Source organism: Brevundimonas sp., from assembly GCF_036732845.1.
Classification (GTDB): domain Bacteria; phylum Pseudomonadota; class Alphaproteobacteria; order Caulobacterales; family Caulobacteraceae; genus Brevundimonas.
The window spans coordinates 69,812-96,390 of sequence record NZ_DAINBO010000006.1; the positions used below are offsets into that span (position 1 = coordinate 69,812).

Below are 26,579 nucleotides of genomic sequence, written 5' to 3' on the forward strand. Positions count from 1 at the left end.
GCTCGTCGCCCTTGAAGGATGACGTCCGCGATCTGATCTGGCTGCTGTTACAGAACCATGCCCTCCCCGGCTCCGATCATGACGACCCAGACCCTGACCCCCGCGCAGTTGAAGCTGTGCGCCACCTACCGCAACCTCGGCCTGTGGACCCTGCAAGGGTGGCTGGCGATGTTCTTCATCGCCGCCGGCTACGCCAAGCTGACCGAGCCGATGGACAATCTGATCGCCCTGATGTCCTGGCCGGCCATGGCCTCGGACGGCTTCGTGCGCGGTCTGGGCGGGCTGGAGGTCGGCCTGGCCCTAGGTTTGTTGGCGCCGCTGGTCTCGTGGCGGATCGGCCGCCCTGTGCTGCTGGTCTCGACCGTCGGCCTGGCGACGCTGGCGGCCGTCATGGCCGGCGTCCACGCCATCGGCGGCGAATGGGGCCTGGCGGTCGTCAATCTGATCCTGTTGAGCATGACCGGCGCGGTGCTGATCGGCCGCCGACCGAACGCCTGATGTCGAGGGAGGCGAAAGCTTCCCTTTACGTGCACGTCAAGTTCGGGTTATGCAGGCGGTCATGCCGACCGCCGACGATCATCGCACCTATTCGATCCGGCACCTGTGCCGCGAGTTCGGCGCGACCGCGCGCGCCCTGCGTTTCTATGAGGACAAGGGCCTTCTGACCCCGGCCCGCAAGGGCCAGACGCGGGTCTATGACGCGCGCGACCGGGCGCGGCTGAAGCTGATCCTGCGCGGCCGCCGCATCGGCTTCACCCTGCAAGAGATCCAGGAGATGCTGGATCTGTACGACCGCAAAGACCACAACGCCCATCAGATGGCCGTGGCCCTGCGCCGTCACCGCGCCCAGATCGAGGCCCTGAAACAACAGCGCGACGACATCGAGGGCGCCATCCAGACGGCCGAGGAGGCCTGCGCCTGGATGGAGCAGCAACTGGGCGAATACCGCCCCGACCTGCTGCCCGGCGCCGAGGAATACGCCAGCCTGCTGCGTGAACGCCTGAACCCCGACCATCACCCGCCCTTCAAAGCGAGAGCCTGACCATGGCCTATAAGGCGCCTGTCCGCGACCTGACGTTCATCCTGAACGAGGTGCTGGAGATCGACCGTTACACCAATCAGCCCGGCTTCCAGGACGTGTCGTCCGACCTGGCCCAGCAGATCCTGGAAGAGGCCGCGCGCTTCTCCGACGAGGTCATCGCCCCGATCAACAATCCGGGCGACAAGGAAGGCTGCCATTGGGCCGAGGGCGGCGTGGTCACCACGCCCAAGGGCTGGAAGGAAGCCTATCATCAGATGGTCGAGGCGGGCTGGCCGTCCCTGACCGCCGACCCGGCCTACGGCGGCCAGGGCATGCCGTCGGTCATCGGCTCGGCCGTGGGCCAGTTCACCGCCGGGGCCTCGGCGGCCTTCTCGATGTATCCGGGCCTGACGGCGGGCGCCCACGCGGGCATCCACGCCAACGCCTCGGACGAACTGAAGGCCAAATACCTGCCCAAGATGACGACCGGCGAATGGACCGGCACCATGAACCTGACCGAGCCGCAGTGCGGCACCGACCTGGGCATGGTGCGCACCAAGGCCGTGCCCAACGGCGACGGCAGCTACGCCATCACCGGCCAGAAGATCTGGATCTCGGCGGGCGAGCACGACTTCGCCGACAACATCATCCACACCGTCCTGGCCCGCGTCGAAGGCGCCCCGGCCGGGATCAAGGGCCTGTCGCTGTTCCTGGTGCCCAAATTCATGGTCGGCGACGACGGCTCGATCGGCGAACGCAACGCCGTCGAATGCGCGGGCCTGGAGCACAAGATGGGCATCCACGGCAACGCCACCTGCGTCATGCAGTACGACGGCGCCACCGGCTGGCTGATCGGCGAGGAAGGCCGGGGCATGAACAATATGTTCGTGGTCATGAACGAGGCCCGCCTGGGCACCGGTCTGCAAGGCCTGGCCATCGGCGCCGCCGCCTATCAGGCCGCCGTCGAATTCGCCAAGGACCGCCTGCAAGGCCGTTCGCTCACGGGTCCGAAGAACCCGGACGGCCCGGCCGATCCGATCATCGTCCACCCCGACGTGCGCCGCATGCTGCTGGAGGCCCGCGCCTTCGTCGAGGGCGGCCAGGCCTTCATCCTGTGGACCGCGCTGCAGGCCGACCTGGAGAAGTCGGAAGACGAGACCGTGGCGACCAAGGCCAAGGACTACATGGGTCTGCTGACCCCGGTGCTGAAGGCCTATCTGACCGACAAGGGCTTCCACGCCGCGTCGTTGGCCATGCAGGTCCACGGCGGCTCGGGCTACACCGAGCATTTCCCGGCGTCGCAATATCTGCGCGATGCGCGCATCACCATGATCTATGAGGGCACCAACGGCATCCAGGCGCTGGACCTGGTGGGTCGCAAACTGCCGTCCAACGGCGGCCGCGCCATCATGAGCTGGTTCGGCGACGTCGACGCCTATGTGGCCGAACACGGCGACGCGGGCGACGCCGTCAAACCCTTCATCGACGGTCTGGCCGAGTCCAAGAAGACCCTGCAAGAGGCCACCATGTGGCTGATGCAGAACGGCATGGCCAACCCCGACAACGCGGGCGCCGCCTCGACCGATTATCTGAACATCTTCGGCCTGAACGCCCTGGCCTATGTCTGGGCGCAGATGGCCGTCGCCGCGCAGAAACAGATCGACGCCGGTTCGACCGATCCCTTCTATGTCGCCAAGCTGCAGACCGGCCGCTATTTCGTCGAGCGCATCCTGCCCGACGGCGCGGCCCATCTGAAGAAGCTGAAGACCGGCGCGGATGTGCTGATGACCATGCCCGCCGAGGCGTTCTGAGGTGGAATTCAGCCTGCCGTTGCCATGGGTTTTCGGCATCTTGGGCGGGATTGTGATCTGCGTGGTCGGCTGGGTTCGGACTCGATCCGTGAACACGCACGATCCGCTGCAAGGTCGCTTGGCGGAACATTTCGGACGTTACCTTGAATCCGGTCGTTCCGACAAAGACAAGGCCGTGCTTGTTGAAACGCTGCGCAGCGAACTCAAGCAGCGTCAGGTGTCTCGGGACGAATGGCGCTTTCGTCTGTCGTCTGCCGTCGATCTGATCGAATTCCCCCAGGCTCGGAACGGTGGCGACGCCCACGGTCAGGCGCATGAATTGATGCAAGTAATCGAACGTCTCGGAACCTCCTCATGAACGTCCTCAACGTCCCGACCCCCGATTTCATGCAGGAAGAGGAGATCACCCTCTTCTCCGACAGCGTCGGCAAATGGATCGACGAACACGCCCCGCCGGAAAAGGTGGCGCAATGGATCGCCGACTCCAGCGTCCCCCGCTCGCTGTGGAACGACGCGGGCGAGGCCGGCCTCTTGGGCCTGTCCATGCCCGAGGAAGACGGCGGCATGGGCGGCGACTATCGGCACGAAGTCGTTCTGATGCGCCAGTTGGGCTGGAAGGGCGCGGACCATTTCGGCATCTCGCTGCACAACGCCATCGTCGCCCCCTACATCTGGCACTACGGCACGGCCGAGCAGAAGGCGCGCTGGCTGCCCCGTCTGGCCTCGGGCGAATTGGTCGGCGCCATCGCCATGACCGAGCCGGGCGCCGGCTCCGATCTTCAGGGCGTCAAGACCACGGCCCTGAAACAGGGCAACCAGTACGTCGTAAACGGCTCCAAGACCTTCATCACCAACGGCCAGTTGGCGAATTTCGTCATCGTCGTGGCCAAGACCGACCCGGCCGAGGGCGCCAAGGGCGTGTCGCTGATCGTCGTCGAGACGGACGGCGCAGAGGGCTTCGAGCGCGGCCGCAACCTGCACAAGATCGGCATGGAGGGGAACGACACCTCCGAACTGTTCTTCAACGAAGTGAAGGTCCCCGGTGACAACATCATCGGCGGGGTCGAGGGACAGGGCTTTTACCAGCTCATGCAGCAACTGCCCCAGGAACGGCTGAACATCGCCGTCCAGGGCGTCGCCGCCGCCGAACGCGGGCTGGAGGCGACCGTCGCCTACGTCAAGGAGCGCAAGGCGTTCGGCAAGCGCGTCATCGACTTCCAGAACACCCAGTTCAAACTGGCCGAGGTCAAGACCAAGCTGACCGTCGCCCGCGTCTTCGTCGACCACTGCATCGGCCTGCACCTGAAGGGCGAACTGGATGCGGCCACGGCCTCGATGGCCAAATACTGGGTCACCGACATCCAGGGCGAGACCATCGACGAGATGCTCCAGCTCCACGGCGGCTACGGCTATATGAACGAGTATCCGATCGCCCAACTCTACAAGGACGCCCGGGTGCAACGCATCTACGGCGGCACCAACGAGATCATGAAACTGCTGATCGCGCGGACGCTCTGACCGCGCCCTCGTTCCCTTGTCATCCCCGACGAGCGAAGCGAGATCGGGGACGAACTAGCTGACAAATCGTCAGGCCCGGGCGGCCCCGCCGAACCGGGCCTAAACCTGCCCCGCCCTCAACTCCCCATAGAGGTCGGCCCAACGCGGATTGTTTTCCTCGACCAGCGCGAATTTCCACTCGCGCCGCCACCGCTTGATCCGCTTTTCCCGCAGGATCGCCTGGTCGATGTACGTATGCGTCTCATACCAGACGAGACGATCAATTCCGCGCTCAGACGTATAGCCGGGGATCAATCCCTGCTTGTGCTCTCCGACGCGCCGAACCAGGTCGTTGGTGACCCCGACGTACAGCCATCCACACGGGCCGCTGGCGAGCAGATAGACGTAAAAGGTCTTGGGCATGGCCGTCTCCCGGCGCAACCCTTGCGGGTTGTCCGGGAGGCGTCAAGGTCGGTGTCATCCCGTCCCGGATCGCCGCTTCGCGGCGTCCGGGATGACAAGGTCAAGCCCGAGGATGACGGTGGGTGTCGCGAGCGGTAATGCAAAACCCATGATCCGCCTCCACATCCCCCAGACCCTCGCCCCCGGCGCGGCCGTCGCGCCGACGCTGGACCAGTCGCGCTACCTGACCCAGGTCATGCGGCTGAAGGCGGGCGACGACCTGCTGGTCTTCAACGGCCAGGACGGCGAATGGCGCGTCAGCGTCGCCGAGGTGCTGAAGAAGGGCGTCGTCCTGCGCGCCCAGGAACAGGTCCGGCCGCAAGCCGCCTCGCCCGACGTCGAACTGCTGATGGCCATGGTCAAGAAGGCGCCGCTGGAGTTCGCGGTGGAGAAGGCGACCGAGCTGGGCGTGCGCCGCATCCGCCTGGTCCGCACCCGCCGCACCACCAGCGAACACCTGCGCCTGGACCGTCTCGACGCCATCGCCGAAGAGAGCGCCGAACAGTGCGGCCGCCTGGACGTGCCGCCCGTCGATGATCCGGTGAAGCTGGACGCCCTGCTGGACGGCTGGGACGCCGGCCAGGACGCTGGCCGCCGCCTTCTGTTCTGCGACGAGACCGGAGGTCCCGACGCCGCCGCGACCCTGGCCGCCCAACCTCTCGGCCCGTGGTCCATCCTGATCGGTCCCGAGGGCGGTTTCGCGCCCGAGGAGCGCGCGCGGCTGCTGGCCCTGCCCTTCGCCGTCGCCGTTTCGCTGGGTCCGCGCATCCTGCGCGCCGACACCGCCGCGGCCGCCGCCCTGACCCTGTGGCAGTCGACCCTGGGCGATTGGCGAACCGAAGCCTCTTGAGCGAAGCCGCTGCGTCGCCCATCTAGCCTTCGCAACAGGGGCTGAAACAGACGATGGCCGATACCGCGCCGCTCACCCGCGAAGACCTCATCGGCGCCATGGCCAAGGGGATCAAGCCCAAGGCCCAGTGGCGCATCGGCGCCGAGCACGAGAAGTTCGGCTTCGACCGCCTGACCCTGCGCCGTCCCGCCTATGAAGGCGACAACGGCATCCAGGCCATGCTGACCGGCCTGACCCGTTTCGGCTGGAGCGAGGTGTCCGAGGGCGGCCACGTCATCGCCCTGGAGCGCAAGAACGCCGACGGCCTGACCGCCTCCATCAGCCTGGAGCCGGGCGGCCAGTTCGAACTGTCCGGCGCGCCCCTGCTGGACATCCACGAAATCTGTTCCGAGACCGGCCAGCATCTGATGGAGGTCAAGTCAGTGGCCGACCAGATCGGCCTGGGCTTCCTGGGCCTGGGCTTCGATCCGATGTGGCGGCGCCAGGACGTGCCGATCATGCCCAAGGGCCGCTACGACATCATGCGGTCCTATATGCCCAAGCGCGGCTCGCTGGGTTTGGACATGATGCTGCGCACCTGCACCATCCAGGCGAATCTCGACTTCGACAGCGAGGCCGACATGGTGCTGAAATTCCGCGCCAGCCTGGCGCTGCAACCCATCGCCACCGCCCTGTTCGCCAACAGCCCCTTTACCGAGGGCAAGCCCAACGGCTTCCTGTCGGCGCGCGCCAACGTCTGGACCGACACCGATCCCGACCGCACCGGCATGCTGGACTTCGTCTTCCAGGACGGTTTCGGCTTCGAGCGTTACGCCGATTACGCCCTGGACACCCCGATGTATTTCGCCAAGCGCGACGGCCGATACATCGACGCCTCGGGCCAGTCGTTCCGCGACTTCATGGACGGACGCCTGCCCGCCCTGCCCGGCGAACGGCCGACCAAGGCGGACTGGGCCGATCACCTGACCACCCTGTTCCCCGAGGTGCGGCTGAAATCGTATCTGGAGATGCGCGGCGCCGACGGCGGCCCGTGGAGCCGCATCTGCGGCCTGCCCGCCCTGTGGACCGGCGTACTGTACGACGCCCCGTCTCTCGCCGCGGCGTGGGACCTGTGCAAGGACTGGGACATCGACGATCACGAGCGTCTGCGCCGCGACGTCACCCGCCTGGGCCTGAAAGCCACCGTCGCCGGCCGCACCGTCCAGGACGTGGCCAGGGACATGGTCCACATCGCCCGCGACGGCCTGAAGAACCGCGCCCGCTTCAGCGGCGGCATGGTCGATGAGCGCGGCTATCTGTCCGAACTGGAAGACATCGCCGACTCGGGCGTCACTCCGGCGGAACGGCTGCTGGACCTCTACAACGGCGCCTGGCAGGGCGACATCAGCCGGGTGTATCGCGACTTCGCCTACTGAGGACGAAGTCGTGGCCAAAAGTCTGCGTTTCGGCGGCAGGGCATGAGGATGATCTGGGAAGACGCCTTTCCGACTTCACCTCTTTTCAAGTTTCTTAGCCTTGCTGATGGGCAATATCCCCCTTGGCAGGACAGGGTTTCAGCGTACCTCGAAGGTAAGGCCTATCTTTCATCGCCTCTGGCTTTCAACGATCCCTTCGACTGCCTCCCGCCGGTGCTCTTGCCCAAGACGCTTGACGAATTCGAGGAGCAAAAACCGGCGTTTGCGCAGCGACTTCATCAGTCCATGCCGCATATGTCCGTAGCGGACATCACGTCCGTCATCGATCAGGCAATAGGTAATAGCAGCATAGATGCTTTTACCGAAATCACGCGAGAGAGCTTCAACAACAGCGGCGCCCAAATGGGCGTATTCTGTCTTGCTGAGTGTATCCAATCTGTCCTCATGTGGTCGCACTACGCCGATAATCACAAAGGTATAGCGCTTCGATTTGAGTTCCGTGGTCGCTTAGATTGCGGACTGATGCCACTCTTTAAGGTGCGTTACAGCAGCGAAAGGGCGGCCCTGACGGCGTTCTTTAGCGGAGACAACCAAGCAGAAGCGATTACCACCGCGCTTTGCACCAAAGCCGAATTTTGGAAATACGAACAGGAGTGGCGCTTTGTCGAACCGGCTGGTGCGGGAAAAACAATCGAGTTCGATCCAAAAGTCATTACGAGCATAGTTCTCGGCGCAAAGACCAGAGACGAAGATGCATTCTGGCTAATTGATCAGGGCATCAAGCGCGGCATTCCCGTGATGCGCGTTATTCCAAATCCCGAGACATTTGATCTCGGATTTTTTGGGGTTCATGACCCCTCAGGCCCGAAGCCAAGCCTGTAAGGCAAAAGGAGAGTTCAGATGACCGGAACCCTGCGCGTCGGCATCGGCGGCTGGACCTATGAGCCGTGGCGCGGCGTCTTCTACCCGGACAAGCTCAGCCAGAAGAAGGAGCTGGAGTTCGCCAGCCGCGCCCTGACCTCCATCGAGATCAACGGCACCTACTATTCCGGCTTCAAGATCGACACCTGGATGAAGTGGCGCGACGAGACGCCCGACGGCTTCGTCTTCGCGGTCAAGGCCAGCCGTTTCTGCACCAACCGGAAAATCCTGTCCGAGGGCGGCGACAGCGTGGGCCGGTTTCTGGATCAGGGGCTGACGGCCCTGGGCGACAAGCTGGGACCGATCAACTGGCAGTTCATGGCCACCAAGAAATTCGATCCCGTCGACTTCGAGGGCTTCCTGAAGCTGCTGCCCAAGGAAAAGGACGGCGTGCGTCTGCGCCACGCGCTGGAGGTCCGCAGCCCGACCTTCGACACGCAACAATTCTATGATCTGGCGGCGAAATACGGCGCGGCCATCGTCTATGCGGTCGACGACGAGGCGCCCGAATGGCCCCGCATCGACCAGCCGACCGCGGACTTCACCTACGCCCGACTGATGTCCAGCCGCGAGGACGAGCCGACCGGCATGACCTCGGCCGAACTGGACGCGGTGGCGAAACAGACCAAGGACTGGGCCAGGCGCGGCGACGTCTTCGCCTATTTCATCGCCGGGGCGAAGGTGCGGAACCCCGCCGCCGCGCAAGCGCTGATCGAAAAACTCAAATAGCCGCCAGATCGAAGGACCACCCCATGCCCATCGCCACCCGCGCCTTCGCCGCCACCGCCTCGGACGCGCCCCTGTCGCGCTATGACTTCAACCGCCGCGACCCCGGCCCGGACGACGTGCTCATCGACATCAAATTCGCGGGCGTCTGCCATTCCGACCTGCACATCGTGAAGAACGACCTAGGCAACACCCGCTATCCGATCGTGCCCGGCCACGAGATCGCGGGCGTGGTCGCCGCCGTGGGCGATCAGGTCACCCGCTTCAAGGTCGGCGACCGGGTCGGCGTCGGCTGCATGGTCGACAGTTGCCGCCAGTGCAAACCCTGTCGTGATGGCGAAGAGCAGTATTGCGTCCCCGGCTTCGACCAGACCTATGGCTGGCCCGACCGCCACGCCGCCCAGTCGGGCGAGACCATCACCCAGGGCGGCTATTCCACCGCCATCGTGGTGGATCAGAACTATGTCGTGCGCATCCCCGACGCCCTGCCGCTGGACGCCGCCGCCCCGCTGCTGTGCGCGGGCATCACCACCTATTCGCCGCTGCGCCATTGGAAGGTCGGGCCGGGGTCCAAGGTGGCGGTGATCGGCCTGGGCGGCCTGGGCCATATGGCGGTCAAACAGGCCGCCGCGATGGGCGCCGAGGTCACCGTGCTGTCGACCTCGGATCGCAAGAAGGCCGACGCCGAACGCATGGGCGCCAAGCATTTCCTGATCAACTCCGACCAGGCGGCCATGGCGGCGGCGGCCGAGAGCTTCGACCTGATCATCAACACCGTCTCGGCCACGCATGAGATCGCGGGCCACGTGCAATTGCTGGCCAAGGACGGGACCATGATCATGCTGGGCCTGTCGACCGAGGGGCTGCCCATCTACGCCCTGGGCCTGTTGTGGCGCCGCCGCGCCGTGGCCGGCAGCCTGATCGGCGGCATCCGCGAGACCCAGGAGATGTTGGATTTCTGCGCCGAGCACGGCATCGCCTGCGACATCGAACTGTTGGCCCCCGATCAGATCAACACGGCCTATGAACGGCTGGAGAAGTCGGACGTGCGCTATCGTTTCGTCTTGGACATGAGCCGGATCTAGCCGCCCGCGCCTCCCCTCCACGTCGTGAGGAGGAGAAATTTGGCGCCGCACGTTGAGATCGCTAATGCTTTCTCCTGAAGGCGGCCCGTCCAGAGGCCGTCGCCAGGGACATAAAGGAAGCGCACATGGCTCGAACGGCTCTCGTCACGGGCGGAACCCGCGGCATCGGCAAGGCGATCGTCCAGCGATTGAAGGAAGACGGCATGCAGGTGGCCGCCGGCTATTCCGGCAACACCGAGGCCGCCGAAGCCACCGCCCGCGAACTGGGCGTCATGGTGGTCAAGGGCAACGTCGGCTCGTTCGAGGACTGCCAGCGCGCCGTGGCCGAGGTCGAGGCTCAACTGGGACCCATCGACGTGCTGATCAACAACGCCGGCATCACCCGCGACGGCTTCTTCCACAAGATGAGCGCCGACCAGTGGTCCGACGTGATCCGGGTCAATATGGACTCGGTCTTCAACATGACGCGCCAGGTCATCAACGGCATGCGCGACCGGGGCTTCGGCCGCATCGTCAACATCTCGTCGATCAACGGCCAGAAGGGCCAGATCGGCCAGACCAACTATTCCGCCGCCAAGGCCGGGATGATCGGCTTCACCAAGGCCCTGGCCCTGGAGAACGCGCGCAAGGGCGTGACGGTCAACTGCATCGCCCCCGGCTATATCGACACCGAAATGGTCGGCGCCATGGACCAGAAGGTGCTGGACAGCATCATCGCCCAGATCCCCGTCGGCCGCCTGGGCAAGGGCGAGGAGATCGCCGACATGGTGTCCTGGCTGTCAGGCGAACGTGCCGGATATGTCACAGGCTGCACCCTATCGCTGAACGGCGGTCAGTATCTGGTCGGCTAAGCTCAAGCTTGGGGATCGGCGCCTAAAATCCGCCTCCGCCTGATGGCGACTATCCGGGCATGAAGTTGAGGGTCACGGTCTTGCGGGCGGTTGCGCCCCTCGCCGCCGCGACGGCGTTCGCCGTCGCGGGAACGGCCCTGTCGCCGCTGATCACGGCCGACGCGGCCGCGGCCCAGACGGGCGGCAACGCCCAGGCGCAACAGAGCCGATCCCTGCGCGACCGCCTGTTCAGCCGCAACCTGCCCGCCCAGGGCCGTTACGTCGCCGAATCCGGCCAGGGCTTCGTTCTGGACCGCAGCGAATCGACGCCGTTGCTGCGTTTCGACCGCAGCGTCGAGACCTGGGCCTTGCGTCCCACCCCCGCCCCGCGCGGCGATGTGCTGTATCGCAACGACGCGGGCGAGTTGGTGCTGCGCGTCACCGCCGACGGCGGCATGACCCTGTACACCAAACGGGTTCCCGCCGGTTCGCCCGTCACCCTGGCCGGACCGGGCGAAAGCCTGACCCCGCCGACCCTGGGTCCGGTGCAATTGTTCAACCTGATGGCCCGGCGCAGCGCCCTGGTCTCGGCCGCCCTGGGCCGCCTGGTCGAGATCAATCTGTCGGGCGAGAGGTCCGAGGCCCTGTCGGTCGACGCCCTGATCGTCACCACCGACGCCGTGGTGCGCATGGCCCGCTCAGCCACCGCGCGCGGCTATCTGGCCCGGCTGCGCAGCATCACCATCGTCGAGGGCGACCGCGTCTCGGCCACCTATGCGCGCGGCGATCTGCGCATCGTCGTCGATCCCGACCGAGGCCCCGCGGGCCGTCCCTCCTCGGCGCGCATCATCAACGCCTTCGCCGACGAACAGGTCAGCCGCTGAACCCGTCCTTGGCCGCCCGTCGCCGGGCGAACTCGGCCGCATCTCCGGCCGTCAGGAAGGGGTTGAACCGCTTCTCGACCCCCAACACCGTCGGCACGGTCGCTTGGCCCCGCGCACGCGCCGCGAAGATCGCCTCGGCGTGCGCCTTCATCTCGGGCCGGTCGTCCAGGCTCAGGGCGAAACGGGCGTTGGAGGCGGTGTATTCGTGCGCGCACCAGATCCGCGTGTCGTCCGACCAGGCCGCCAGGGCGCCCAGGCTGGCGAACATCTGATCCGCCGTCCCCTCGAACAGACGTCCGCACCCCAGGGCGAACAGCGTATCGCCCACGAAGGCCTCGCCGTCGGCCGCGCTGCGATAGACGACATGGCCCAGGGTGTGGCCCGGCGTGGCCGTGACCTCCAGCGCCGTCTCGCCCAGCATGACGGTCTCGCCGCCCGCCACGACCCGGTCCAGCGGCGCGATCTTCCGCACCTCCTCCGGTCCCACGATCTCGCAGTTCGTCGCCGCCTGAACCGCCGCGTTCCCGCCCGCGTGGTCGGCGTGCCAGTGGGTGTTCAGGATCAGGTCCAGCCGCCCCCAGCCGGTCGCCTCCAGCTCGGCCAGAATGCGGTCGGCGTCGGGCGTGTCGATCGTCGCCACCGCGCCCGTCGCGGCGTCACGCACCAGAAAGCCGTAGTTGTCGCCGAGGCAGGGGAACATTCGGATGTCGAGGGCCATGGCCCCATCCTAGCCCCACACGCCTGGTCGGCCTATGGTCCATCCATGCGTCGCGCCATCGAGGAATTGCGGGCCTTCTACGGCGAACCAGCCGGGGTGCTGACCCGTCGGCTGATCGCGCGTCGCCTCGCCGACGCCTGGGGCGAGGCCGACGGCTGCGACGTGCTGGGGATCGGCTACGCCACGCCGTGGCTCGACGCCTTCGTCGGCGCCCGCCGCACGATCGCCGCCATGCCCGGCGGCCAGGGGGTCGAACCCTGGCCCGCCGCCTCGGCCCGCAACCGCGCCCTCTTGGTCGAGGATGCGCGCCTGCCCTTCGCCGCGGGCGCCTTTGACCGCATCCTGCTGGTCCACGCCCTGGAAGAGGCCGACGACGCCCGCGCCCTGATGCTGGAGGCGGTGCGCGCCCTGGCCCCGGCGGGGCGCATCATCCTGGTCGCGGCGGCGCGCGGCGGCCTGTGGGCGCGCGCGGAATCGACGCCCTTCGGCCACGGCCGTCCCTTCACTCGCCGTCAGATGGAGCGTCTGGTGCGCGAGGCGGGCCTGGAGCCGCTGGCCTGGTCCGCCACCCTGTTCACCCCGCCCTGGCCGCCGCTGTTCTCCCTGGCCGAGGGTTGGGAGCAGGTGGCGCGCCGCCTCGCGCCCGGCTCGGCGGGGGTCGTCCTGCTGGAGGCGGGCCGCCGCGCCTACGCCCCAGTGCGCCCCGGCCTGGCCGAACAGGCCGCCGCCGCCCTGGGCGATCTGGCACCCCAGCCGGTCACGCCCGTTCCCGCGTCCAGGGGGTCTTGCGCCGCAAGACATCTGGTCTCTGGGACCGAACGCCCTTAAGGCGAGGCCATGCACCGCCTGATCCTGATGCGCCACGCCGAGGCCGAGCGCGCCCATCCGGGCGGCGACCGCGAACGTCCGCTCAGCGCCCGAGGCCGCGATGACGCGGGCGTCATGGGCCGCACCCTGGCCCGGCGCGGCCTGCGGCCCGACCTGGCCCTGGTCTCGTCCGCCGTCCGCACCCGCCAGACCTGGGATCTGATGCAGGACGCCTTCGGCGACGTCGAGGTGCGGATCGAACCGGACCTCTACAACGCCCCGGCCGAGATGCTGCGCGCCCTGATCGCCGAGGCGGCCGAGAACGCGGGCTGCCTCTTGGTTCTGGCCCACAATCCGGGCGTCCCCGTGCTGGCGGGCGACTATCTGTTGCAGGCCGCCGCCTCGCCCGCCTTGATGGAGCGGATGACCGGCGGCTTTCCGCCCGGCTCGGCCGCGGTCTTCGCCATCGACCCGCAAGGCCGCCGGACGCACGAAGCCTATCTGACCCCGCGCGATCCGGGCGTCCTGGCGTGAGCGACGTCGCCTATAAGATCGTCTCGGCCGCCGACTGGGTCTCGATCCAGGCCGCCGGCGGCTATGACGGCTCGGCGGTGGATCTGCGCGACGGCTACATCCACCTGTCCGCCGCCGATCAATTGGCGGGCACGGCGGCCAAACACTATGCCGGTCGCGCCGACCTGAGGCTGCTGGACGTGGACCTGACGCCCTATGGCCAGGCGATCGTGTGGGAGCCGTCTCGCGGCGGCGCCCTGTTCCCGCACCTGTACGGCCGCCTGTCCGTCGCGAGCGTCAGCCGCGTCCGCGCCTTCCATGTCCGCCAGGACGGCGAAATGGTCTTCGAGGAGGACCCGGCGTGAGCCTGGGCGACCTCGGCGCCTGGACCTTGCGGCGGCTGGACCCCGAGACGGCGCACAGACTGGCCGTGCGCGGCCTGTCGGTCCTGCCCGCACCCGTCGCGCCCGCCGACGACCCGATCCTGCACACCACGCTGGCGGGTCTGAGCCTGCCCAATCCCATCGGCCTAGCCGCCGGTCTGGACAAGGACGGCGAGGCCATCGGCGGGCTGTCGCGCCTGGGCTTCGGCTTCGTCGAATGCGGCTCGGTCACGCCCCGGCCGCAGCCGGGCAATCCGAAGCCGCGCCTGTTCCGCCTGAGCGAAGACCGCGCCGTCATCAACCGCATGGGCTTCAACAATGCGGGCCTGGACGCCTTCGCCGCCCGGCTGGACCGGCGCCCGCGCGGCGTGGTCGTCGGCGCCAATCTGGGGGCCAATAAGGAGACCGAGGACAAGGCCGCCGACTATGTGACGGGCCTGCGCCGTCTGGCCGGACGCGCCGCCTATTTCACCATCAACATCTCCTCGCCCAACACGCCCGGCCTGCGCGCTCTGCAAGGCCGCGAGGCGCTGGACGACCTGCTGGGCCGGATCGCCGAAGCCCGACCCGCCGACGGCGCCCCCGTCTTCCTGAAGATCGCCCCGGACCTGACCGCCGCCGAGATCGCCATGATCGTCGAGGCGGCCCTGGCCCACCGCATCGACGCCCTGATCGTGTCCAACACCACCCTGGACCGGCCCGAGACCCTGTGCGCGCCCGATCGCGGCGAAGCCGGGGGCCTGTCCGGCGCCCCGCTGCAACATCGGGCCGAGACCGCCCTGATCGCCGCCGCCGAGGCGGCGAACGGCCGCCTGCCCCTGATCGGCGTGGGCGCGATCGCCTCCGGCGCCGACGCCTATCGCCGCATCCGCCTGGGCGCTTCGGCGGTGCAGCTCTATTCCGCGCTGATTTTCGAGGGTCCCGGACTGGTCGGTCGAATCAAGCGGGATCTGGCCCGCCGCCTGCGCGCCGACGGTTTTCCCACCCTGCGCGACGCCGTTGGGACGCTGCCGTTGACGGAGCGTTAGGGCCGATCTGCCATGGTCACCCCAAGGGGCGGAGAATGCGCCCAAGTGGGGATGGTGAATGCCGCATCTGACCGACGAAACGCCCGGCTGGGCCGCCGCCGTCCGTCAGCGTCGCCATGCGCTGGTGATCCGGCTGTGCGTCGGCGCGGCCACCGCCCTGATCGTCAGCCCGCTGCTGGGATACGCCGTCAGCCTGCCGTGGCTGTCCGCCTATCTGGCCATGCAGATGGTCGAGGCGGCGTTGTTCGCCCCCATCATCCGACGCCAGGCCAACCAGATGCCCCTGTGGCGCAGCGCCCTGGGCGGGACCGTGCTGGTTCTGAACACGGCCATGATCGGGGGCCTGTCCATCCCGCTGTGGCTGTTCGGCGGTCCCATGGGCGGCATCTGCGCGGGCGTGCTGCTGCCCGCCGCCCTGGTCTATTCCATGGTCAACGCCCCGCGATCGGGAACCGTCCTGGCCCTGACCACCACGCCGCAACTGATCTATATGGCCATGACGCCGGCCTTCATGACCGCCGCGGGAGCGGACCCGGCCTATGTGCTGGCGGCGGGCGCGGCCCAGACCGTCTTCGCCATCTTCTGCCTGACCACCTGGCAGCGCATGAACAAGGCCTCCCAGGCCGAATCCAAGGCGCGTCACGACGCCGAGCGCCGCTGCGTCCAGGCCGAACGGGTCATGGCGGGCCGCGCCGCCTTCCTGGCCGCCGTCGGCCACGATCTTCGCACGCCCATCGGCGCCATCCTGACCGGCGCCTCCGAGGTTTCGCGCGGCGGCGACCCGGCCGCCCGCGCCCACGCCGCCCTGATCACCGACGCCGGCCTGATGATGAAAGGCCTGCTGGACGACCTCTTGGATCATTCCAAGCTGGAGGCCGGCCGCATGAAGGTCGAGGTCGCCGATTTCGACCTGCGCGCCCTGGTGGCCCAGACCGCCCGTCTGTGGCGCGGCCCGGCCAAGGCCAAGGGCCTGAGGCTCACCCTGGAGGGCGGCCGCCGTCTGCCCACCGCCGTGCGCGGCGACGCCATGCGCATCCGTCAGGTGCTGAACAACCTGATGTCCAACGCCATGAAGTTCACGGACCAGGGGTCGATCACCCTGCGCCTGGCCGCCTGGGCCGAAGACTGCGGCGCCAATGCGATCACCTTCGAGGTCGCCGACACCGGTCCCGGCATGAGCCGTGACCAGCTCGACCGCCTGTTCACCGCCTTCGACCAGACCGCCGACGGCGTCGGCGCCCGCTTCGGCGGCTCGGGCCTGGGCTTGGCCATCAGCCGCGAGTTGGCCCACCTGATGGGCGGCCGCCTGACGGTTCGCAGCCGACCGGGCCAGGGCGCGCGCTTCACCCTGTCCTTGACCCTGTCTCCCGGCGAGGGCCAGGTCGCCGCCCCGGTCGGCGCCGGCCTGGACGACGCCAGCCGCGGCGCCATCGCCCGCGCCCTGGCCGACCGCCCGCGTCTCGCGCCGACGGCCGCAACGCCGATCCGCGCCGAGGCCCCGATCGCCGCCCCGATCGCGCCGCCGTCCGCCGAGGCGCCCGCCCAAATCGAGATCGAGACCGAGACCGCATCGGCCCAGGACTCCGCTCAGGACGAAGGTCGTCCGCTGTCGGTGCTGGTCGTCGACGACCACGACATAAACCGTCGCGCCATCCAACTGATCCTCCAGCCGCTGGGCTGCGACATCGCCACCGCCGCCGACGGCCTGCAAGCGCTGGCGGCCTGCGAGGGCGCCGTGTTCGACGTCATCTTCATGGATGTGCGGATGCCCGAGCTGGACGGCCGCGAGACGACTCGCCGCCTGCGCGCCGGGAACAGCCCGAACGCCCAGACCCCGGTCGTCGCCGTCACCGCCGACACCCAGCCCGAAGACGTCGAGGCCTGCACCGCCGCCGGCATGGCCTATTTCGTCTCCAAGCCGCTGACGCCGGCCGCCCTGCTGGGCGCCTTGCAGCACGTCCTGGCCGACGCTCAGTCGGGCGAAGAGGAAGCCGCGCCGGAAATCGTCGCCGCCTGAGCCGCCCGCACGGCAGCGACCAATCGGTCGTCGAAATCGGCCGCTCGCATGGCGCATTCCCAGACCGTGACCACGGCCCAGCCGTCCTGAGCCAGGCGCGCCGCATTGACGGCGTCGCGCGCGCGGTTTCGTCCGATCTTGGCGATCCAGTAGTCGGCGTTGGCCTGGGGTCGGCGCGCGCCGCGCGGACAGTCGTGCCCGTGCCAGAAACAGCCGTGCACGAAGACGGCGATCCGCCGTCCCTTCATCACCACGTCGGGCCGTCCGGGCAGACCCTGTCCGCCCAGGCGATAGCCGATCCCCGCCGCACGCAGGGCCGCGCGCACGCGACGTTCCGGGCCGGTGTCGCGGCCCTTGATCCGCCGCATGACGGCGCTGCGCTGTTCAGGCGTGAAGACGTCGGCCACGCCGATCAAACCCAACGCCGCTCATTCCCGCGAAAGCGGGGACCCAGTGAGAGCCGCGTACTCCAGGTTTGGATATCGTTCGGCATGACCCGTCCTCAATGCATCGCCCAAAGGACTGGGTCCCCGCTTTCGCGGGGATGAGCGGATTTTAAAGCTGCGCCAGCAGATGCTCGGCCGACGACACGCGGAATTCTCCGCCCTGTTCGACGTTCAACTGTTCGACCACGCCGTCCTTGACCAGCATGGAATAGCGTTGCGACCGCTCGCCCATGCCGAAGCCGGTGGCGTCCATGCTCAGGCCCAGGGCGCGGGTCAGGTCGCCGTTGCCGTCGGCCAGCATCACGATCTCGTCGCCCGAGACGTTCTGGCTCTGCGCCCAGGCGCCCATGACGAAGGGGTCGTTGACCGACAGACAGGCCACGGTGTCCACGCCCTTGCCGGCCAGTTCGTCGCGCTTGTCCTTGAAGCCGGGCAGGTGGCGCGCCGAACAGGTGGGGGTGAAGGCGCCGGGCACGGCGAACAGGGCCACGGTCTTGCCCTTGAACACCTCGTCCGAATTGATCGGACGCGGGCCTTCCGGCGTCATCACGCCCAGCATGGACGAAGGGATGCGGTCGCCGACCTTGATGGTCATGGGTGTTCTCCGGGCTGGGCGCGCGCGGCGCCGATGCGATGTCGATCAGATAGAGAGCCTTGCGGCCCACGCCAAGACATCGACGTTCACCGCCTTGAATGTTCGCCGCCCTGACGCCTTGCGCCCTGGCCGGTTGCGGTCGATGATCGGTGCATGTCGCAGTTCCAGTCCCTCGCGGGTCGTCTTCTGGTCGCCATGCCGGGCATCGGCGATCCGCGTTTCGAGCACGCGGTCATCCTGATCTGCGCGCATGAGGACGACCACGCCATGGGGCTGCGGCTCGACCGGCCCGCGAACGGCGTCGATCTGAAGGCGGTGCTGAACCGGCTGGACATCGCCTCTCCCGACACCGCCCAGGGCCGCATCGTCCTGGTCGGCGGGCCGGTGGAGCGCGAACGCGGCTTCGTCCTGCACACCGACGACTGGATCAGCCCGGACGCCACCCTGCCCTTCGGCGAGGGCCTGGCCATGACCGGCACGCGAGAGGCCCTGACGGCGATGACGGACCCGGAAACCGGTCCTGGGCGCTCGGTCCTGCTGCTCGGCTATGCCGGCTGGGGCGAGGGGCAGTTGGAGGACGAACTGGCCGAAAACGTCTGGCTGACCGCCGACGCGGACCTGGACATCATTTTCGACACCGACCACGACAGCAAATGGAGCCGGGCCTTGGCCGGCATCGGCGTCGACGCCGCCCGCCTGTCGGCCCAGGGCGGCCGGGCCTGAAACGCCTGGGCCTGAAACGTCAGGCCGAGCGCTGTTTCAACGGCGCGGCACCATCGGCCAGGCTTTCGTTCAGATAGACCTCGGCCTCTTGCGCCGGCAGGGCGGGCGCATAGCCGAAGCCCTGGCCGTAATGGCAGCTCGCATCGATCAGCAGCATGGCCAGGCCGGCGTTCTCGACCCCTTCGGCCACCACTTCCAGCGCCAAGTCGCGGCCCAGGTTGACGACGGATTTGACGATCTTGGCCGAACCTTCGTCCTTGTCCATCGTCAGCACGAAATAGCGGTCGATCTTCAGCGTGTCGAAGGGCAGTTTGGCCAGATAGGACAGGGACGAGAAACCGGTGCCGAAGTCGTCCAGCGCCAGCGAAGCCCCCACCCCCTTCAACTGACGCAGCACCTCGGCGGCGCGTTCGGTGTCGCGCATGATGTCGCCTTCGGTGACTTCCAGCTTCAGCGCCCCGCGCGGCAGACCCGTCTCCTTGATCACGCGGGCGACGTCATCGACCAGATTGGCCCGCTCGATCTCGCCGACCGACAGATTGACGCTGCAAAACAGCTTTCCGGCCGTCGGATGGCGATGCAGCCATTCCGCCAACTGTTTGGCCGACTGGGTCATCATCAGCAGGCCCAGGTCGTTCATCAGACCCATTTCATCGGTCAGCGTCAGGAACTCATCCGGCGCCACCAGACCGCGCCTGGGGTGACGCCAGCGCGCCAGGGCCTCGAAACCGGCCACGGCGCCGGTCGTCAGGTTCACGATCGGCTGGAAGAAGGGTTCGATCTCGCCGCGCACGAAGGCGTTGCGCAGGTCCGCCTCCAGCGCCAGTCGGCTCAGGCTGTCGCTTTCCAGCGCCCGGCCATAGGCGGCGGCCCCGCCGCGCCCGGCGCTCTTGGCCTGCTCGACCGCCAGTTCGGCCCGGCGCAACAGTTCGGCCGCATCGGCGGCGTCCGGCCCGCCCTCGGTCGATACGGCGCCGATGGAGACGGTCGGATAGATGTCGAAGCCCGCGACCCGAAGCGGTTGCTCCAGCGCCTCGCGCACCCGGTCGGCCGGATTGCCGGGACCGCGCGGCAACAGCACGGCGAACTCATCCTCGCCGATCCGCGCCGGCGCCGTGCCGTGCGAGAAGGCGGCGCTCAGACGCGACCCCAGGGCCGACAGCACCAGATCCGTGCGTTCGTGGCCCAAGGCCTCGTTCAGGCGGCGCAGCCGGTCCACGTCGGCGACGATCAGATCATAGTCGCCCGGCTGGGTCAGGGTCTCGGCGGCGCGATTGATGAAGGTGCGGCGGTCCAACAGGCCGGTCAGCCCGTCCTTGTCCGAACCCGCGAACTTGGTCTCCAGGGCCACCATGCCGGCGGCGCGCAGCCCGTCCTCCAGCCAGACGCCGCGCCACAGACAGACCTCGGAGCCGCGCATGCGCAGACGCAGGGCGATCTCGGTCCCCTCCTCCTGCGGTTTCAGCACACGCTCGGCCAGGGCGCGGTCCTGCGGCTGGGCCAAGGCGACGAAGGCGGCGCCCGAACACTCCGGGGCCAGCGGTCCCAGGCCCAGAGGCCGGGTCGAGCCGGTGAAACGGATCTGGTCGTCGGCGGGGGTCCACTCCCACAGGGCCGCATCCGCGGCCGCCAGCGCCTCGATGGCGGTGGTCGCGTCCCAGCCCAGTGATCGCGGTCGAGCGTTCAAACGACGTTCCGCCCCTCAACGGGCCGCGTCAGGCGTCGCGAACCCAGTCGTCCGACACCACGCCGAACAGAAGATGATCTGCCCACGCGCCGTTAATTTTCAAATAAGCCTTGGCCTCGCCCTCCTGGCGGAAGCCCGATTTCTGCAACACGCGCCGCGACGGCAAATTGGTCGGCAGGCACGAGGCTTCGACCCGGTGCAGGTCCAATGTGTCGAAAGCGAAGGTCAGAACCGCCTTCACCGCCGCCGTCGCATGGCCCCGACCGGCGAAGGGGCGGCCGATCCAATAGCCCAGGGTCCCGCTCTCGGCCACGCCGCGCCGGATGTTTGACAGGGTCACCGCCCCCACCAGGGTCTCGCCCCCATTGGCGAAGATGAAGAAGGGCCAGGCCGTCTCCAGCTCCATTTCCCGCGCATAGACCGACAGCCGCCGCCGAAAGGCGGGCCGGGTCAGGTCGTCCTCGGCCCAGGACGGCTCCCACGGTTGCAGATAGGCCGCCGACAGGTCGCGCAATTCGGCCCAGGGCTGGAAGTCGGCGGCGCGCGGCGGACGCAGCGTCACGCCTCGGCCCTCGATCACCGGGCCAGTCGTCTCCGTCATCCAGTCCAGCAGAGCCATGGCCGCAGACTAGCCGCCGTTTCCGCCCGGAAACAGACTTTGCGTGAACACGTCTCCGGCGCCGCCCGACGCGCGCGGACCCAGCACCGCCGTCGCCGACCGTCCGCCCTCCAGCAGACGCCGCGCCGAACGGCGCACATCGTCACGGCCGACCGCCGCCATGGCTGTCGCCAGGTCGTCGGACGACACGGGGCGTCCATAGATCAGGGCCTGTGTCGCGATCCGCCCGGCGCGGCTCATCGAGCTTTCGTCCGACATCCACAGGCCGGCGGTCAGCACCGTGCGCGCCCGCGCCAGTTCGGTCTCGGTCGGGCCGTCGGCGGCCAGGGCCTTCACCTCGTCGGCGCACACCCGCGCCAGTTCTTCGGCTCGGTCGGCGGCGCAGCCGGCATAGATCCCCAGCACGCCGATGTCGGCATAGGGTTCGTGATAGGCGTCGATGGCGTAGGCTAGGCCCCGTTCCTCGCGCGCGCTCTGGAACAGGCGCGAGGCCATGCCGCCGCCCAGGATCTCGGTCAGGATGCGCATGGCGGGCAGGTCCGGGTCGGTCGCCGACACGCCCGGAAGCTGCAACACCAGATTGGCCTGTTCGATGCGTCGTCCCAGCCTGGCCGAACCGCCGACGAACGCGGCTGCCCGGGGTCGCTCGGCGGGCGTCGCCGTCTCGGCGCCGAACCAGCGCTCGGCCAGGGCCAGAAGCTCGGTCTCGTCCACGGCGCCGGACACGGCCACCGCCATTCGATCCGGCGAGTACAGCCGCGCGCGCCAGTCGCCGACCGAGGCGCGGTCGGCGGGCTTCAGACTGGCGATCGAACCCAAGATCGGCCGGCCCAGCGACTGGCCGGAAAAGGCCCGCGTCTGGGCCATGTCAAAGACGTGGTCGTCGGGCGTGTCATAGGCCTCGGCGATCTCTTGGCCGACCACGTCCTTCTCGCGTTCGATGTCGACCGGGTCCAGCGTGGGCCGGAACAACAGGTCGGACACCACCTGCATGGCCAGGGGCAGCGACCCGGCCAGGCCGCGCACCTCGAAACTGGTCCGCTCATAGCCGGTGGCGGCGTTGATCGAACCGCCCTCGGACTCGATCCGCTCGACGATGTCGCGCGCCGACATGTCGCCCGCGCCCTTGAACACCAGGTGCTCCAGCAGATGCGACCAGCCGGAGCGGTTTTTCGGCTCCCATCGCGCGCCGCCCTCGACCGCGACGACCAACGCCAGGGTGCGTACGCCCGGCATGGGGTCGCAGACCACGCGGACGCCGTTCGACAAGGTGTGCAGGGTCGCGCTCAGGACTTTCGCCTCCGCCGCAGCATGGCGGCGTAAACGGCCGCCAGCGCCCCGGCCAGGCCGAACCAGGTCAGGGCGTAGCCGAGGTGGTTGTTTGAAAAGGCGACCGGCGGCGCCGACGGCTTCAGCGCCGACCAATCGGGATTGGACGACGTCAGGGCATAAAGGGTCCGCGCCTCGACCGGGCCTTGGACGTCCAGGGCGCGCGCCATGGCGGCGTTGTCGCGGCCATAGAACATCCGCGCCTCGGCGGGCGGCGTCATCGGTCCCGGCGGCGGCGCGGCGCGGATCTCGGCGGTGATCCGGGTCGGGATTTCAGAAACGGCTTCAGGCGGGCGCGCCGAGATCGTCTCCAGCACGAAGCCGCGATCGACCAGCCAGGTCCGACCCGCCGCCCGACAGGCCGAAACCAGGCGCAGACCCGGTTCGCCGTCCTGAATGGTCCGCAGCTCGACATAGGGCGCGCTCGCCAGCCCCGGACAGTCCACGACCGCCTTGCGGAACTCCAGATCGCCGCCCTCGGCCAGTATTTGGACCAGGGGCGCCGCGGGCTTGGCGGCGGCCGCCTCGGCCGCGGCGATCAGGCCTTCCTTCCACGCCAGCCGCCGCACCTGCCAGACGCCCAGGGCGATCAGCACCGCCAGGGCCAGGGCCGTGACGACCGTCAGGACCCAGGGGAAGTGCGCGCGCTCAGAATTCGTCATTGCGCACCTCGGCCGCGCGGTTGCGCACCTGCAGGCCGATCATCAGCCCCTTGGCCGGACGCATCAGGCCCAGGGACAGGACGGCCACCAGCGGCAGCCACAGCACCAGATGCACCCACATGGGCGGACTGTAGGCCAGTTCCACGCCCAGGGCGCTGAACACCACGATCCCGCCCGCGATCTGCATCACGAAGACGGTCGGCCCGTCGCCGGTGTTCAGCCCGCGATAGTCGAAGCCGCAGGTTTCACAGTTTTCCACCACTTTCAGAAAACCGTCGAACAACCGCCCGCGCCCGCAATGGGGACAGCGGCAAAGCAGACCGGCGCGGATCGGATCGACCCGCGCCGGAACAGCGTCCTTGGATTGTGCGTCAGGCGTCAACCGAAGGCGACATAGACGAAGGCGAACAGGAACAGCCACACCACGTCGACGAAATGCCAGTACCAGGCCGCCGCCTCGAAGCCGAAATGCTTCTCGGGGGTCATCTGACCGGCGTACAGGCGCAGCAGGCAGACCAGCAGGAAGATCGAACCCACCAGCACGTGGAAGCCGTGGAAGCCCGTGGCCATGAAGAAGATCGAGCCGTACAGGCCCGAATTGGCCGCCTCTTCGTTGAAGAACAGGTGCTCGTGGATGATGTGCTGGTACTCATAGGCCTGGACCCCCGTGAACAGGGCGCCCAGCAGCACGGTGATCAGCAGGCCCGTCTTGGCGCCCTTGCGGTCGCCGACCTGAAGCGCGTGGTGCGCCCAGGTCACCGTCGTGCCCGACAGCAGCAGGATGATGGTGTTCAGCAGCGGCAACTGCCACGGGTCCAGCACCTCCACGCCCTTGGGCGGCCAGGTCGACCAGGCCGCCGCGGTGTCGGTCCAGTTGCCGACCTCGGGGATCAGGGTGCGCGCCTCGTTGAACAGCGCCATGTCAAAAAACATCCAGAAGAAGGCGACGAAGAACATCACCTCCGAGGCGATGAACAGCATCATGCCGTAGCGCAGACCCAGCGACACGACCGGCGTGTGGTCGCCCGCACGGCTCTCCTTGATGACGTCGGACCACCAGCCGAACATCGACACCAGCACCCCCGCCAGACCGGCGAAGAACAAGGCCTTGTCGCCCTTGGCCAGCAGGGCGGCGGCGACCGGACCCGACTCGGCCGGGGCCAGGCCCTTCATCCAGATCACGGCGCCGATCATCATGATCGTCACGGCGATCGAGGCGACCAGCGGCCACGGGCTGGGGTTCACCAGGTGATAGTCGTGATGCGGAACGGCGTGCGCGTCGGCCATGGGGTCTTCCGGTCTCAGAGAAGAGTTCTCGATTCAACGACGGGCTATAGCGCCGCCTCGCCGAGCGCGCCAGTGGTCAGCCCGCGGTTTGCGCCGCGTCGAAGCCCTGGGTCGGATAGAAGGTGTAGCTCAGGGTGATTTCATGCACGCCCTGGCCCTCGCGATCGGTCGCCAATTCGGGGGCGACGAAATACTGAACCGGGAACTGGCGGGTCTCGCCGGGCTTGATGATCTGCTCGTCGAAACAGAAGCACTGCAGCTTCTGGAAATAGGCGCCGGCCCGCTCGGGCACGACGTTGTAGGCGGCCTTGGCGCTGATCGGGGCGTCCGAGGTGTTGGTGACGTCGAAATAGGCGATGCCCGTCTCGCCGATGCGCACGCGCTGACTGACCTGTTCGGCGCGGAAGGTCATGGGCAGGCCGCGCACATTGGTGTCGAATCGCACCAGCACGGTTTGATCCAGCACCACCTCCGACGGCTTGTCCGACCGCATGGTCGTGCCGTCGAAGCCCGTCACCTGACAGAACAGCCGATACAGCGGCACCGCCGCGAAGGCCGCGCCGGTCATGCACATCACCGCCAGGACGCAGGCGATGGCGATGGCGTTCTTGCGATTCACGGCCGGGCCGCCGGAGCCTGGGCGGGCGCCTGTGCGGCGAGGACCGCCTGGCGCGTGGCGGCGGCCTCGGCCCGGTTGTGCTGCATGCGCAGGAAGGTGGTGGTGAAGACCAGGGCCATGAAGGCCACCAGCGCCCAGGCCAGGGCGATGTTGCGGCGCTTGCGGGCGGCCAGTTCCTCGGGGGTCAGGCGCATGGTCTTACAGTCCCAGGCCCGGGATTTGTTCGACCAGCAGGGCGGCGAACAGGGCCATCAGATAGAGGATGGAGAAGGCGAACAGATTGCGCGCCGGTTTGGCCTCGGCGCGGACGTCGTACAATGCGGCCTCTCGCCCCACCGTGTCGGCCTTGTCGGGCTGGTCGCCCGCGCGCGAACGCCAGACCTGGACCGCCAGGGCCAGAAAGGCCAGGCCGCCGATGATCGAAACGACAGCGTAGATGGTCCCGCCCAGGCCGACGAAGGCCGGGGCGATCGCCGCCGGAACGAACAGCAGGCTGTAAAGAACGATCTGACCGCGAGTGGACTTGGCCCCGCGCGCCACGGGCATCATCGGTATCCCCGCCCGGGCGTAGTCGCCGGCCGAATACAGCGCCAAGGCCCAGCTATGCGGCGGGGTCCACAGGAAGATGATCAGGAACAGCAGCCACGCCTGCCACGGCGCCTGGCCGGTCGCGGCGGCCCAGCCGATGACCGGCGGCAAGGCGCCGGCCGCGCCGCCGATGACGATGTTCTGCGGCGTCCGCCGCTTCAGCATCAAGGTGTAGAAGACCGCATAATAGACGATGGTCAGGGCCAACAGACCGGCGGCGAACCAGTTGGCCGCCATGCCCAGCAGCATGACCGAAAAGACCGACAGCACCACGCCATAGGCCATGGCGTCGCCCTTGCTGACGCGACCGGCCGCGACGGGCCGTCCGCGCGTGCGGCGCATCAGAGCGTCGGTTTCGCCCTCCAACGCCATGTTCAAGGCCCCGGCGGCGCCCGCGCCCACGGCGATGCACAGGATGGACAGGGCCGCCGACAGCGGATTCATGTCGCCTGGCGCCACGATCAGTCCGGTCACGGCGGTGAAGATCACCAACGACATGACGCGCGGCTTCAGCAGTTGGACATAGTCCTCGGGCTGGGCCGTGGAGACGGCGGGTCTGGCGGGGGCGTCGATCATCGCGGTCGTGTCATACGCTTTTGCGGGGCTTTGAAAAGGCGAAGGCCGCCCTTCCCGGTCGGGAAGGGCGGCCCCCGGCCCGGATCGCTCCGGGAGGTCTTCAGTGCTCGTCGGACTTGACCACCGGCAGTTCGTTGAACTGGTGGTGCGGCGGCGGCGAGGACAGGGTCCACTCCAGCGTCGTGGCGCCTTCGCCCCACGGATTGGCCACGCCCGGACGACGACGGATCGCCGCCTCCAGCAGCATGATCAGGAACACGCCGACGCCGGCCATGGTCACGACGTAGCCGATCGAGGAGATGTGGTTCCAGTAGGTGTAGGCCTCCGGGTAGTCCACATAGCGGCGCGGCATGCCTTGCAGGCCCAGGAAATGCTGCGGGAAGAACACCAGGTTCACGCCCACGAACATGATCCAGAAGTGGGCGGCGCCCAGGAACTCGTTGTACTTCACCCCGAACATCTTCTCGAACCAGTAGTAGA

The 26,579-nt window shown here is 68.0% G+C and carries 32 protein-coding genes; 18 read left to right on the top strand and 14 right to left on the bottom strand.

The genetic code is table 11. The features are described from left to right. Positions 1-78 precede the first annotated feature (78 nt). The 5 genes from V7D63_RS03760 (at position 79) to V7D63_RS03780 (ending at position 4,350) form a co-directional block, all read left to right on the top strand. On the top strand, positions 79-498 hold the full coding sequence (locus V7D63_RS03760) for a DoxX family protein (RefSeq protein WP_333590916.1): 420 nt from the start codon (positions 79-81) through the stop codon (positions 496-498). A gap of 61 nt (positions 499-559) precedes the next feature. Continuing rightward, positions 560-1,042, top strand: a complete 483-nt coding sequence (locus tag V7D63_RS03765; RefSeq protein WP_333590917.1) for a MerR family transcriptional regulator — start codon at positions 560-562, stop codon at positions 1,040-1,042. A 2-nt stretch (positions 1,043-1,044) separates the two neighbouring features. Continuing rightward, positions 1,045-2,832, top strand: a complete 1,788-nt coding sequence (locus V7D63_RS03770) for an acyl-CoA dehydrogenase C-terminal domain-containing protein (RefSeq protein WP_333590918.1) — start codon at positions 1,045-1,047, stop codon at positions 2,830-2,832. Between the two features lies 1 nt (position 2,833). Then, positions 2,834-3,190, top strand: a complete 357-nt coding sequence (locus V7D63_RS03775; protein ID WP_333590919.1) for a hypothetical protein — start codon at positions 2,834-2,836, stop codon at positions 3,188-3,190. Beyond that, positions 3,187-4,350 (top strand): acyl-CoA dehydrogenase family protein, encoded by a 1,164-nt coding sequence (locus V7D63_RS03780; RefSeq protein WP_333590920.1) that lies wholly within the window; start codon positions 3,187-3,189, stop codon positions 4,348-4,350. Before V7D63_RS03775 ends, V7D63_RS03780 begins: the two co-directional genes overlap by 4 nt. Positions 4,351-4,449: 99 nt before the next feature. Here the strand turns inward: V7D63_RS03780 and V7D63_RS03785 are convergent, their stop codons facing one another. Then, complete coding sequence (locus tag V7D63_RS03785) at positions 4,450-4,752, bottom strand: GIY-YIG nuclease family protein (RefSeq protein ID WP_333590921.1); 303 nt, start codon at positions 4,750-4,752, stop codon at positions 4,450-4,452. Between the two features lie 148 nt (positions 4,753-4,900). On the opposite strand from V7D63_RS03785, the gene V7D63_RS03790 reads away from it, so the two are divergent. The 7 genes from V7D63_RS03790 to V7D63_RS03820 all read left to right on the top strand — a co-directional run bounded on the left by V7D63_RS03790 (position 4,901) and on the right by V7D63_RS03820 (position 11,502). After that, the gene (locus V7D63_RS03790; protein WP_333590922.1) at positions 4,901-5,641 is read left to right on the top strand and encodes a 16S rRNA (uracil(1498)-N(3))-methyltransferase; all 741 of its coding nucleotides are present in this window, start codon (positions 4,901-4,903) and stop codon (positions 5,639-5,641) included. A 53-nt stretch (positions 5,642-5,694) separates the two neighbouring features. Next, a complete protein-coding gene (locus V7D63_RS03795; RefSeq protein ID WP_333590923.1) occupies positions 5,695-7,056 on the top strand; it encodes a glutamate--cysteine ligase in 1,362 nt (453 codons plus the stop codon). 48 nt (positions 7,057-7,104) lie between these two features. Then, positions 7,105-7,938 (top strand): DUF2971 domain-containing protein, encoded by an 834-nt coding sequence (locus V7D63_RS03800; RefSeq protein ID WP_333590924.1) that lies wholly within the window; start codon positions 7,105-7,107, stop codon positions 7,936-7,938. Between the two features lie 18 nt (positions 7,939-7,956). After that, the gene (locus V7D63_RS03805; RefSeq protein WP_333590925.1) at positions 7,957-8,706 is read left to right on the top strand and encodes a DUF72 domain-containing protein; all 750 of its coding nucleotides are present in this window, start codon (positions 7,957-7,959) and stop codon (positions 8,704-8,706) included. 23 nt (positions 8,707-8,729) lie between these two features. After that, positions 8,730-9,788 carry an NAD(P)-dependent alcohol dehydrogenase gene (locus V7D63_RS03810; protein WP_333590926.1) on the top strand — a complete coding sequence of 353 codons (1,059 nt, stop codon included), beginning with the start codon at positions 8,730-8,732 and terminating at the stop codon, positions 9,786-9,788. A gap of 125 nt (positions 9,789-9,913) precedes the next feature. Then, entirely contained in the window at positions 9,914-10,639 is a 726-nt protein-coding gene (gene phbB / locus V7D63_RS03815) for an acetoacetyl-CoA reductase (protein WP_333590927.1), read from the top strand. A gap of 59 nt (positions 10,640-10,698) precedes the next feature. After that, positions 10,699-11,502, top strand: coding sequence for a DUF4908 domain-containing protein (locus V7D63_RS03820; protein ID WP_333590928.1), 804 nt, complete (start codon positions 10,699-10,701; stop codon positions 11,500-11,502). Here V7D63_RS03820 and gloB read toward each other — a convergent pair. Next, positions 11,492-12,220: a hydroxyacylglutathione hydrolase gene (gloB, locus tag V7D63_RS03825; protein ID WP_333590929.1), complete on the bottom strand. Its 729-nt coding sequence runs from the start codon at positions 12,218-12,220 to the stop codon at positions 11,492-11,494. The genes V7D63_RS03820 and gloB overlap by 11 nt on opposite strands. 45 nt (positions 12,221-12,265) lie before the next feature. Here gloB and V7D63_RS03830 point away from each other — a divergent pair, with 45 nt between their 5' ends. Genes V7D63_RS03830 through V7D63_RS03850 form a run of 5 tightly spaced genes read left to right on the top strand, consistent with a single transcriptional unit; the run spans position 12,266 to position 16,968 of the window. After that, the gene (locus V7D63_RS03830) at positions 12,266-13,048 is read left to right on the top strand and encodes a methyltransferase domain-containing protein (protein ID WP_333590930.1); all 783 of its coding nucleotides are present in this window, start codon (positions 12,266-12,268) and stop codon (positions 13,046-13,048) included. Positions 13,049-13,057: 9 nt separating this feature from the next. Continuing rightward, positions 13,058-13,561, top strand: coding sequence for a SixA phosphatase family protein (locus V7D63_RS03835; protein WP_333590931.1), 504 nt, complete (start codon positions 13,058-13,060; stop codon positions 13,559-13,561). Then, the gene (locus tag V7D63_RS03840) at positions 13,558-13,905 is read left to right on the top strand and encodes a DUF952 domain-containing protein (protein WP_333590932.1); all 348 of its coding nucleotides are present in this window, start codon (positions 13,558-13,560) and stop codon (positions 13,903-13,905) included. The genes V7D63_RS03835 and V7D63_RS03840 overlap by 4 nt, the downstream gene beginning before the upstream one ends. Then, positions 13,902-14,951, top strand: a complete 1,050-nt coding sequence (locus tag V7D63_RS03845) for a quinone-dependent dihydroorotate dehydrogenase (RefSeq protein WP_333590933.1) — start codon at positions 13,902-13,904, stop codon at positions 14,949-14,951. The genes V7D63_RS03840 and V7D63_RS03845 overlap by 4 nt, the downstream gene beginning before the upstream one ends. A gap of 58 nt (positions 14,952-15,009) precedes the next feature. After that, positions 15,010-16,968, top strand: coding sequence for an ATP-binding protein (locus V7D63_RS03850; protein WP_333590934.1), 1,959 nt, complete (start codon positions 15,010-15,012; stop codon positions 16,966-16,968). Here V7D63_RS03850 and V7D63_RS03855 read toward each other — a convergent pair. Both V7D63_RS03855 and V7D63_RS03860 read right to left on the bottom strand, forming a co-directional pair. Continuing rightward, positions 16,923-17,375 (bottom strand): very short patch repair endonuclease, encoded by a 453-nt coding sequence (locus V7D63_RS03855; RefSeq protein WP_333590948.1) that lies wholly within the window; start codon positions 17,373-17,375, stop codon positions 16,923-16,925. The two genes, V7D63_RS03850 and V7D63_RS03855, sit on opposite strands and share 46 nt — an antisense overlap. Before the next feature lie 148 nt (positions 17,376-17,523). Beyond that, positions 17,524-18,009, bottom strand: coding sequence for a peroxiredoxin (locus V7D63_RS03860; RefSeq protein ID WP_333590935.1), 486 nt, complete (start codon positions 18,007-18,009; stop codon positions 17,524-17,526). A gap of 153 nt (positions 18,010-18,162) precedes the next feature. Between V7D63_RS03860 and V7D63_RS03865 the strand changes: the two genes are divergently transcribed. After that, entirely contained in the window at positions 18,163-18,732 is a 570-nt protein-coding gene (locus tag V7D63_RS03865; RefSeq protein WP_333590936.1) for a YqgE/AlgH family protein, read from the top strand. Between the two features lie 19 nt (positions 18,733-18,751). On the opposite strand, the gene V7D63_RS03870 is transcribed toward V7D63_RS03865, so the two are convergent. From V7D63_RS03870 to V7D63_RS03915, 10 genes are all read right to left on the bottom strand, one after another. Further along, positions 18,752-20,419 carry a putative bifunctional diguanylate cyclase/phosphodiesterase gene (locus V7D63_RS03870; RefSeq protein WP_333590937.1) on the bottom strand — a complete coding sequence of 556 codons (1,668 nt, stop codon included), beginning with the start codon at positions 20,417-20,419 and terminating at the stop codon, positions 18,752-18,754. Positions 20,420-20,447: 28 nt separating this feature from the next. Beyond that, complete coding sequence (locus V7D63_RS03875; RefSeq protein ID WP_333590938.1) at positions 20,448-21,038, bottom strand: GNAT family N-acetyltransferase; 591 nt, start codon at positions 21,036-21,038, stop codon at positions 20,448-20,450. A 9-nt stretch (positions 21,039-21,047) separates the two neighbouring features. Beyond that, positions 21,048-22,274 (bottom strand): M16 family metallopeptidase, encoded by a 1,227-nt coding sequence (locus tag V7D63_RS03880; RefSeq protein WP_333590949.1) that lies wholly within the window; start codon positions 22,272-22,274, stop codon positions 21,048-21,050. Between the two features lie 50 nt (positions 22,275-22,324). After that, the gene (locus V7D63_RS03885) at positions 22,325-23,029 is read right to left on the bottom strand and encodes an SURF1 family protein (protein WP_333590939.1); all 705 of its coding nucleotides are present in this window, start codon (positions 23,027-23,029) and stop codon (positions 22,325-22,327) included. Then, the gene (locus tag V7D63_RS03890; protein WP_333590940.1) at positions 23,016-23,411 is read right to left on the bottom strand and encodes a DUF983 domain-containing protein; all 396 of its coding nucleotides are present in this window, start codon (positions 23,409-23,411) and stop codon (positions 23,016-23,018) included. The genes V7D63_RS03885 and V7D63_RS03890 overlap by 14 nt, the downstream gene beginning before the upstream one ends. Next, the gene (locus V7D63_RS03895; RefSeq protein ID WP_333590941.1) at positions 23,408-24,316 is read right to left on the bottom strand and encodes a cytochrome c oxidase subunit 3; all 909 of its coding nucleotides are present in this window, start codon (positions 24,314-24,316) and stop codon (positions 23,408-23,410) included. The genes V7D63_RS03890 and V7D63_RS03895 overlap by 4 nt, the downstream gene beginning before the upstream one ends. A gap of 76 nt (positions 24,317-24,392) precedes the next feature. Continuing rightward, positions 24,393-24,935 (bottom strand): cytochrome c oxidase assembly protein, encoded by a 543-nt coding sequence (locus V7D63_RS03900; protein WP_333590942.1) that lies wholly within the window; start codon positions 24,933-24,935, stop codon positions 24,393-24,395. Then, positions 24,932-25,129, bottom strand: a complete 198-nt coding sequence (locus V7D63_RS03905) for a hypothetical protein (RefSeq protein ID WP_333590943.1) — start codon at positions 25,127-25,129, stop codon at positions 24,932-24,934. The genes V7D63_RS03900 and V7D63_RS03905 overlap by 4 nt, the downstream gene beginning before the upstream one ends. Positions 25,130-25,133: 4 nt before the next feature. Next, positions 25,134-26,099, bottom strand: a complete 966-nt coding sequence (locus V7D63_RS03910) for a heme o synthase (RefSeq protein WP_333590944.1) — start codon at positions 26,097-26,099, stop codon at positions 25,134-25,136. 100 nt (positions 26,100-26,199) lie between these two features. Next, positions 26,200-26,579, bottom strand: a 380-nt coding sequence (locus V7D63_RS03915; RefSeq protein ID WP_333590945.1) for a cbb3-type cytochrome c oxidase subunit I, incomplete at its 5' end; no start/stop codon positions are given.

Excerpts from the sequence above, each read along its gene's own strand:
- V7D63_RS03910 (WP_333590944.1), bottom strand. The coding sequence starts at position 26,099 with ATGATCGACGCCCCCGCCAGACCCGCCGTCTCCACGGCCCAGCCCGAG.
- V7D63_RS03860 (WP_333590935.1), bottom strand. The coding sequence starts at position 18,009 with ATGACCATCAAGGTCGGCGACCGCATCCCTTCGTCCATGCTGGGCGTG.
- V7D63_RS03885 (WP_333590939.1), bottom strand. The coding sequence starts at position 23,029 with ATGACGAATTCTGAGCGCGCGCACTTCCCCTGGGTCCTGACGGTCGTC.
- V7D63_RS03770 (WP_333590918.1), top strand. The coding sequence starts at position 1,045 with ATGGCCTATAAGGCGCCTGTCCGCGACCTGACGTTCATCCTGAACGAG.
- V7D63_RS03850 (WP_333590934.1), top strand. The coding sequence starts at position 15,010 with ATGCCGCATCTGACCGACGAAACGCCCGGCTGGGCCGCCGCCGTCCGT.
- V7D63_RS03895 (WP_333590941.1), bottom strand. The coding sequence starts at position 24,316 with ATGGCCGACGCGCACGCCGTTCCGCATCACGACTATCACCTGGTGAAC.
- V7D63_RS03875 (WP_333590938.1), bottom strand. The coding sequence starts at position 21,038 with ATGGCTCTGCTGGACTGGATGACGGAGACGACTGGCCCGGTGATCGAG.
- V7D63_RS03800 (WP_333590924.1), top strand. The coding sequence starts at position 7,105 with ATGATCTGGGAAGACGCCTTTCCGACTTCACCTCTTTTCAAGTTTCTT.
- V7D63_RS03760 (WP_333590916.1), top strand. The coding sequence starts at position 79 with ATGACGACCCAGACCCTGACCCCCGCGCAGTTGAAGCTGTGCGCCACC.
- V7D63_RS03865 (WP_333590936.1), top strand. The coding sequence starts at position 18,163 with ATGTCGCAGTTCCAGTCCCTCGCGGGTCGTCTTCTGGTCGCCATGCCG.
- phbB (WP_333590927.1), top strand. The coding sequence starts at position 9,914 with ATGGCTCGAACGGCTCTCGTCACGGGCGGAACCCGCGGCATCGGCAAG.
- V7D63_RS03790 (WP_333590922.1), top strand. The coding sequence starts at position 4,901 with ATGATCCGCCTCCACATCCCCCAGACCCTCGCCCCCGGCGCGGCCGTC.
- V7D63_RS03780 (WP_333590920.1), top strand. The coding sequence starts at position 3,187 with ATGAACGTCCTCAACGTCCCGACCCCCGATTTCATGCAGGAAGAGGAG.
- V7D63_RS03905 (WP_333590943.1), bottom strand. The coding sequence starts at position 25,129 with ATGCGCCTGACCCCCGAGGAACTGGCCGCCCGCAAGCGCCGCAACATC.
- V7D63_RS03830 (WP_333590930.1), top strand. The coding sequence starts at position 12,266 with ATGCGTCGCGCCATCGAGGAATTGCGGGCCTTCTACGGCGAACCAGCC.
- V7D63_RS03765 (WP_333590917.1), top strand. The coding sequence starts at position 560 with ATGCCGACCGCCGACGATCATCGCACCTATTCGATCCGGCACCTGTGC.
- gloB (WP_333590929.1), bottom strand. The coding sequence starts at position 12,220 with ATGGCCCTCGACATCCGAATGTTCCCCTGCCTCGGCGACAACTACGGC.
- V7D63_RS03805 (WP_333590925.1), top strand. The coding sequence starts at position 7,957 with ATGACCGGAACCCTGCGCGTCGGCATCGGCGGCTGGACCTATGAGCCG.
- V7D63_RS03810 (WP_333590926.1), top strand. The coding sequence starts at position 8,730 with ATGCCCATCGCCACCCGCGCCTTCGCCGCCACCGCCTCGGACGCGCCC.
- V7D63_RS03880 (WP_333590949.1), bottom strand. The coding sequence starts at position 22,274 with ATGCCGGGCGTACGCACCCTGGCGTTGGTCGTCGCGGTCGAGGGCGGC.
- V7D63_RS03785 (WP_333590921.1), bottom strand. The coding sequence starts at position 4,752 with ATGCCCAAGACCTTTTACGTCTATCTGCTCGCCAGCGGCCCGTGTGGA.
- V7D63_RS03795 (WP_333590923.1), top strand. The coding sequence starts at position 5,695 with ATGGCCGATACCGCGCCGCTCACCCGCGAAGACCTCATCGGCGCCATG.
- V7D63_RS03835 (WP_333590931.1), top strand. The coding sequence starts at position 13,058 with ATGCACCGCCTGATCCTGATGCGCCACGCCGAGGCCGAGCGCGCCCAT.
- V7D63_RS03820 (WP_333590928.1), top strand. The coding sequence starts at position 10,699 with ATGAAGTTGAGGGTCACGGTCTTGCGGGCGGTTGCGCCCCTCGCCGCC.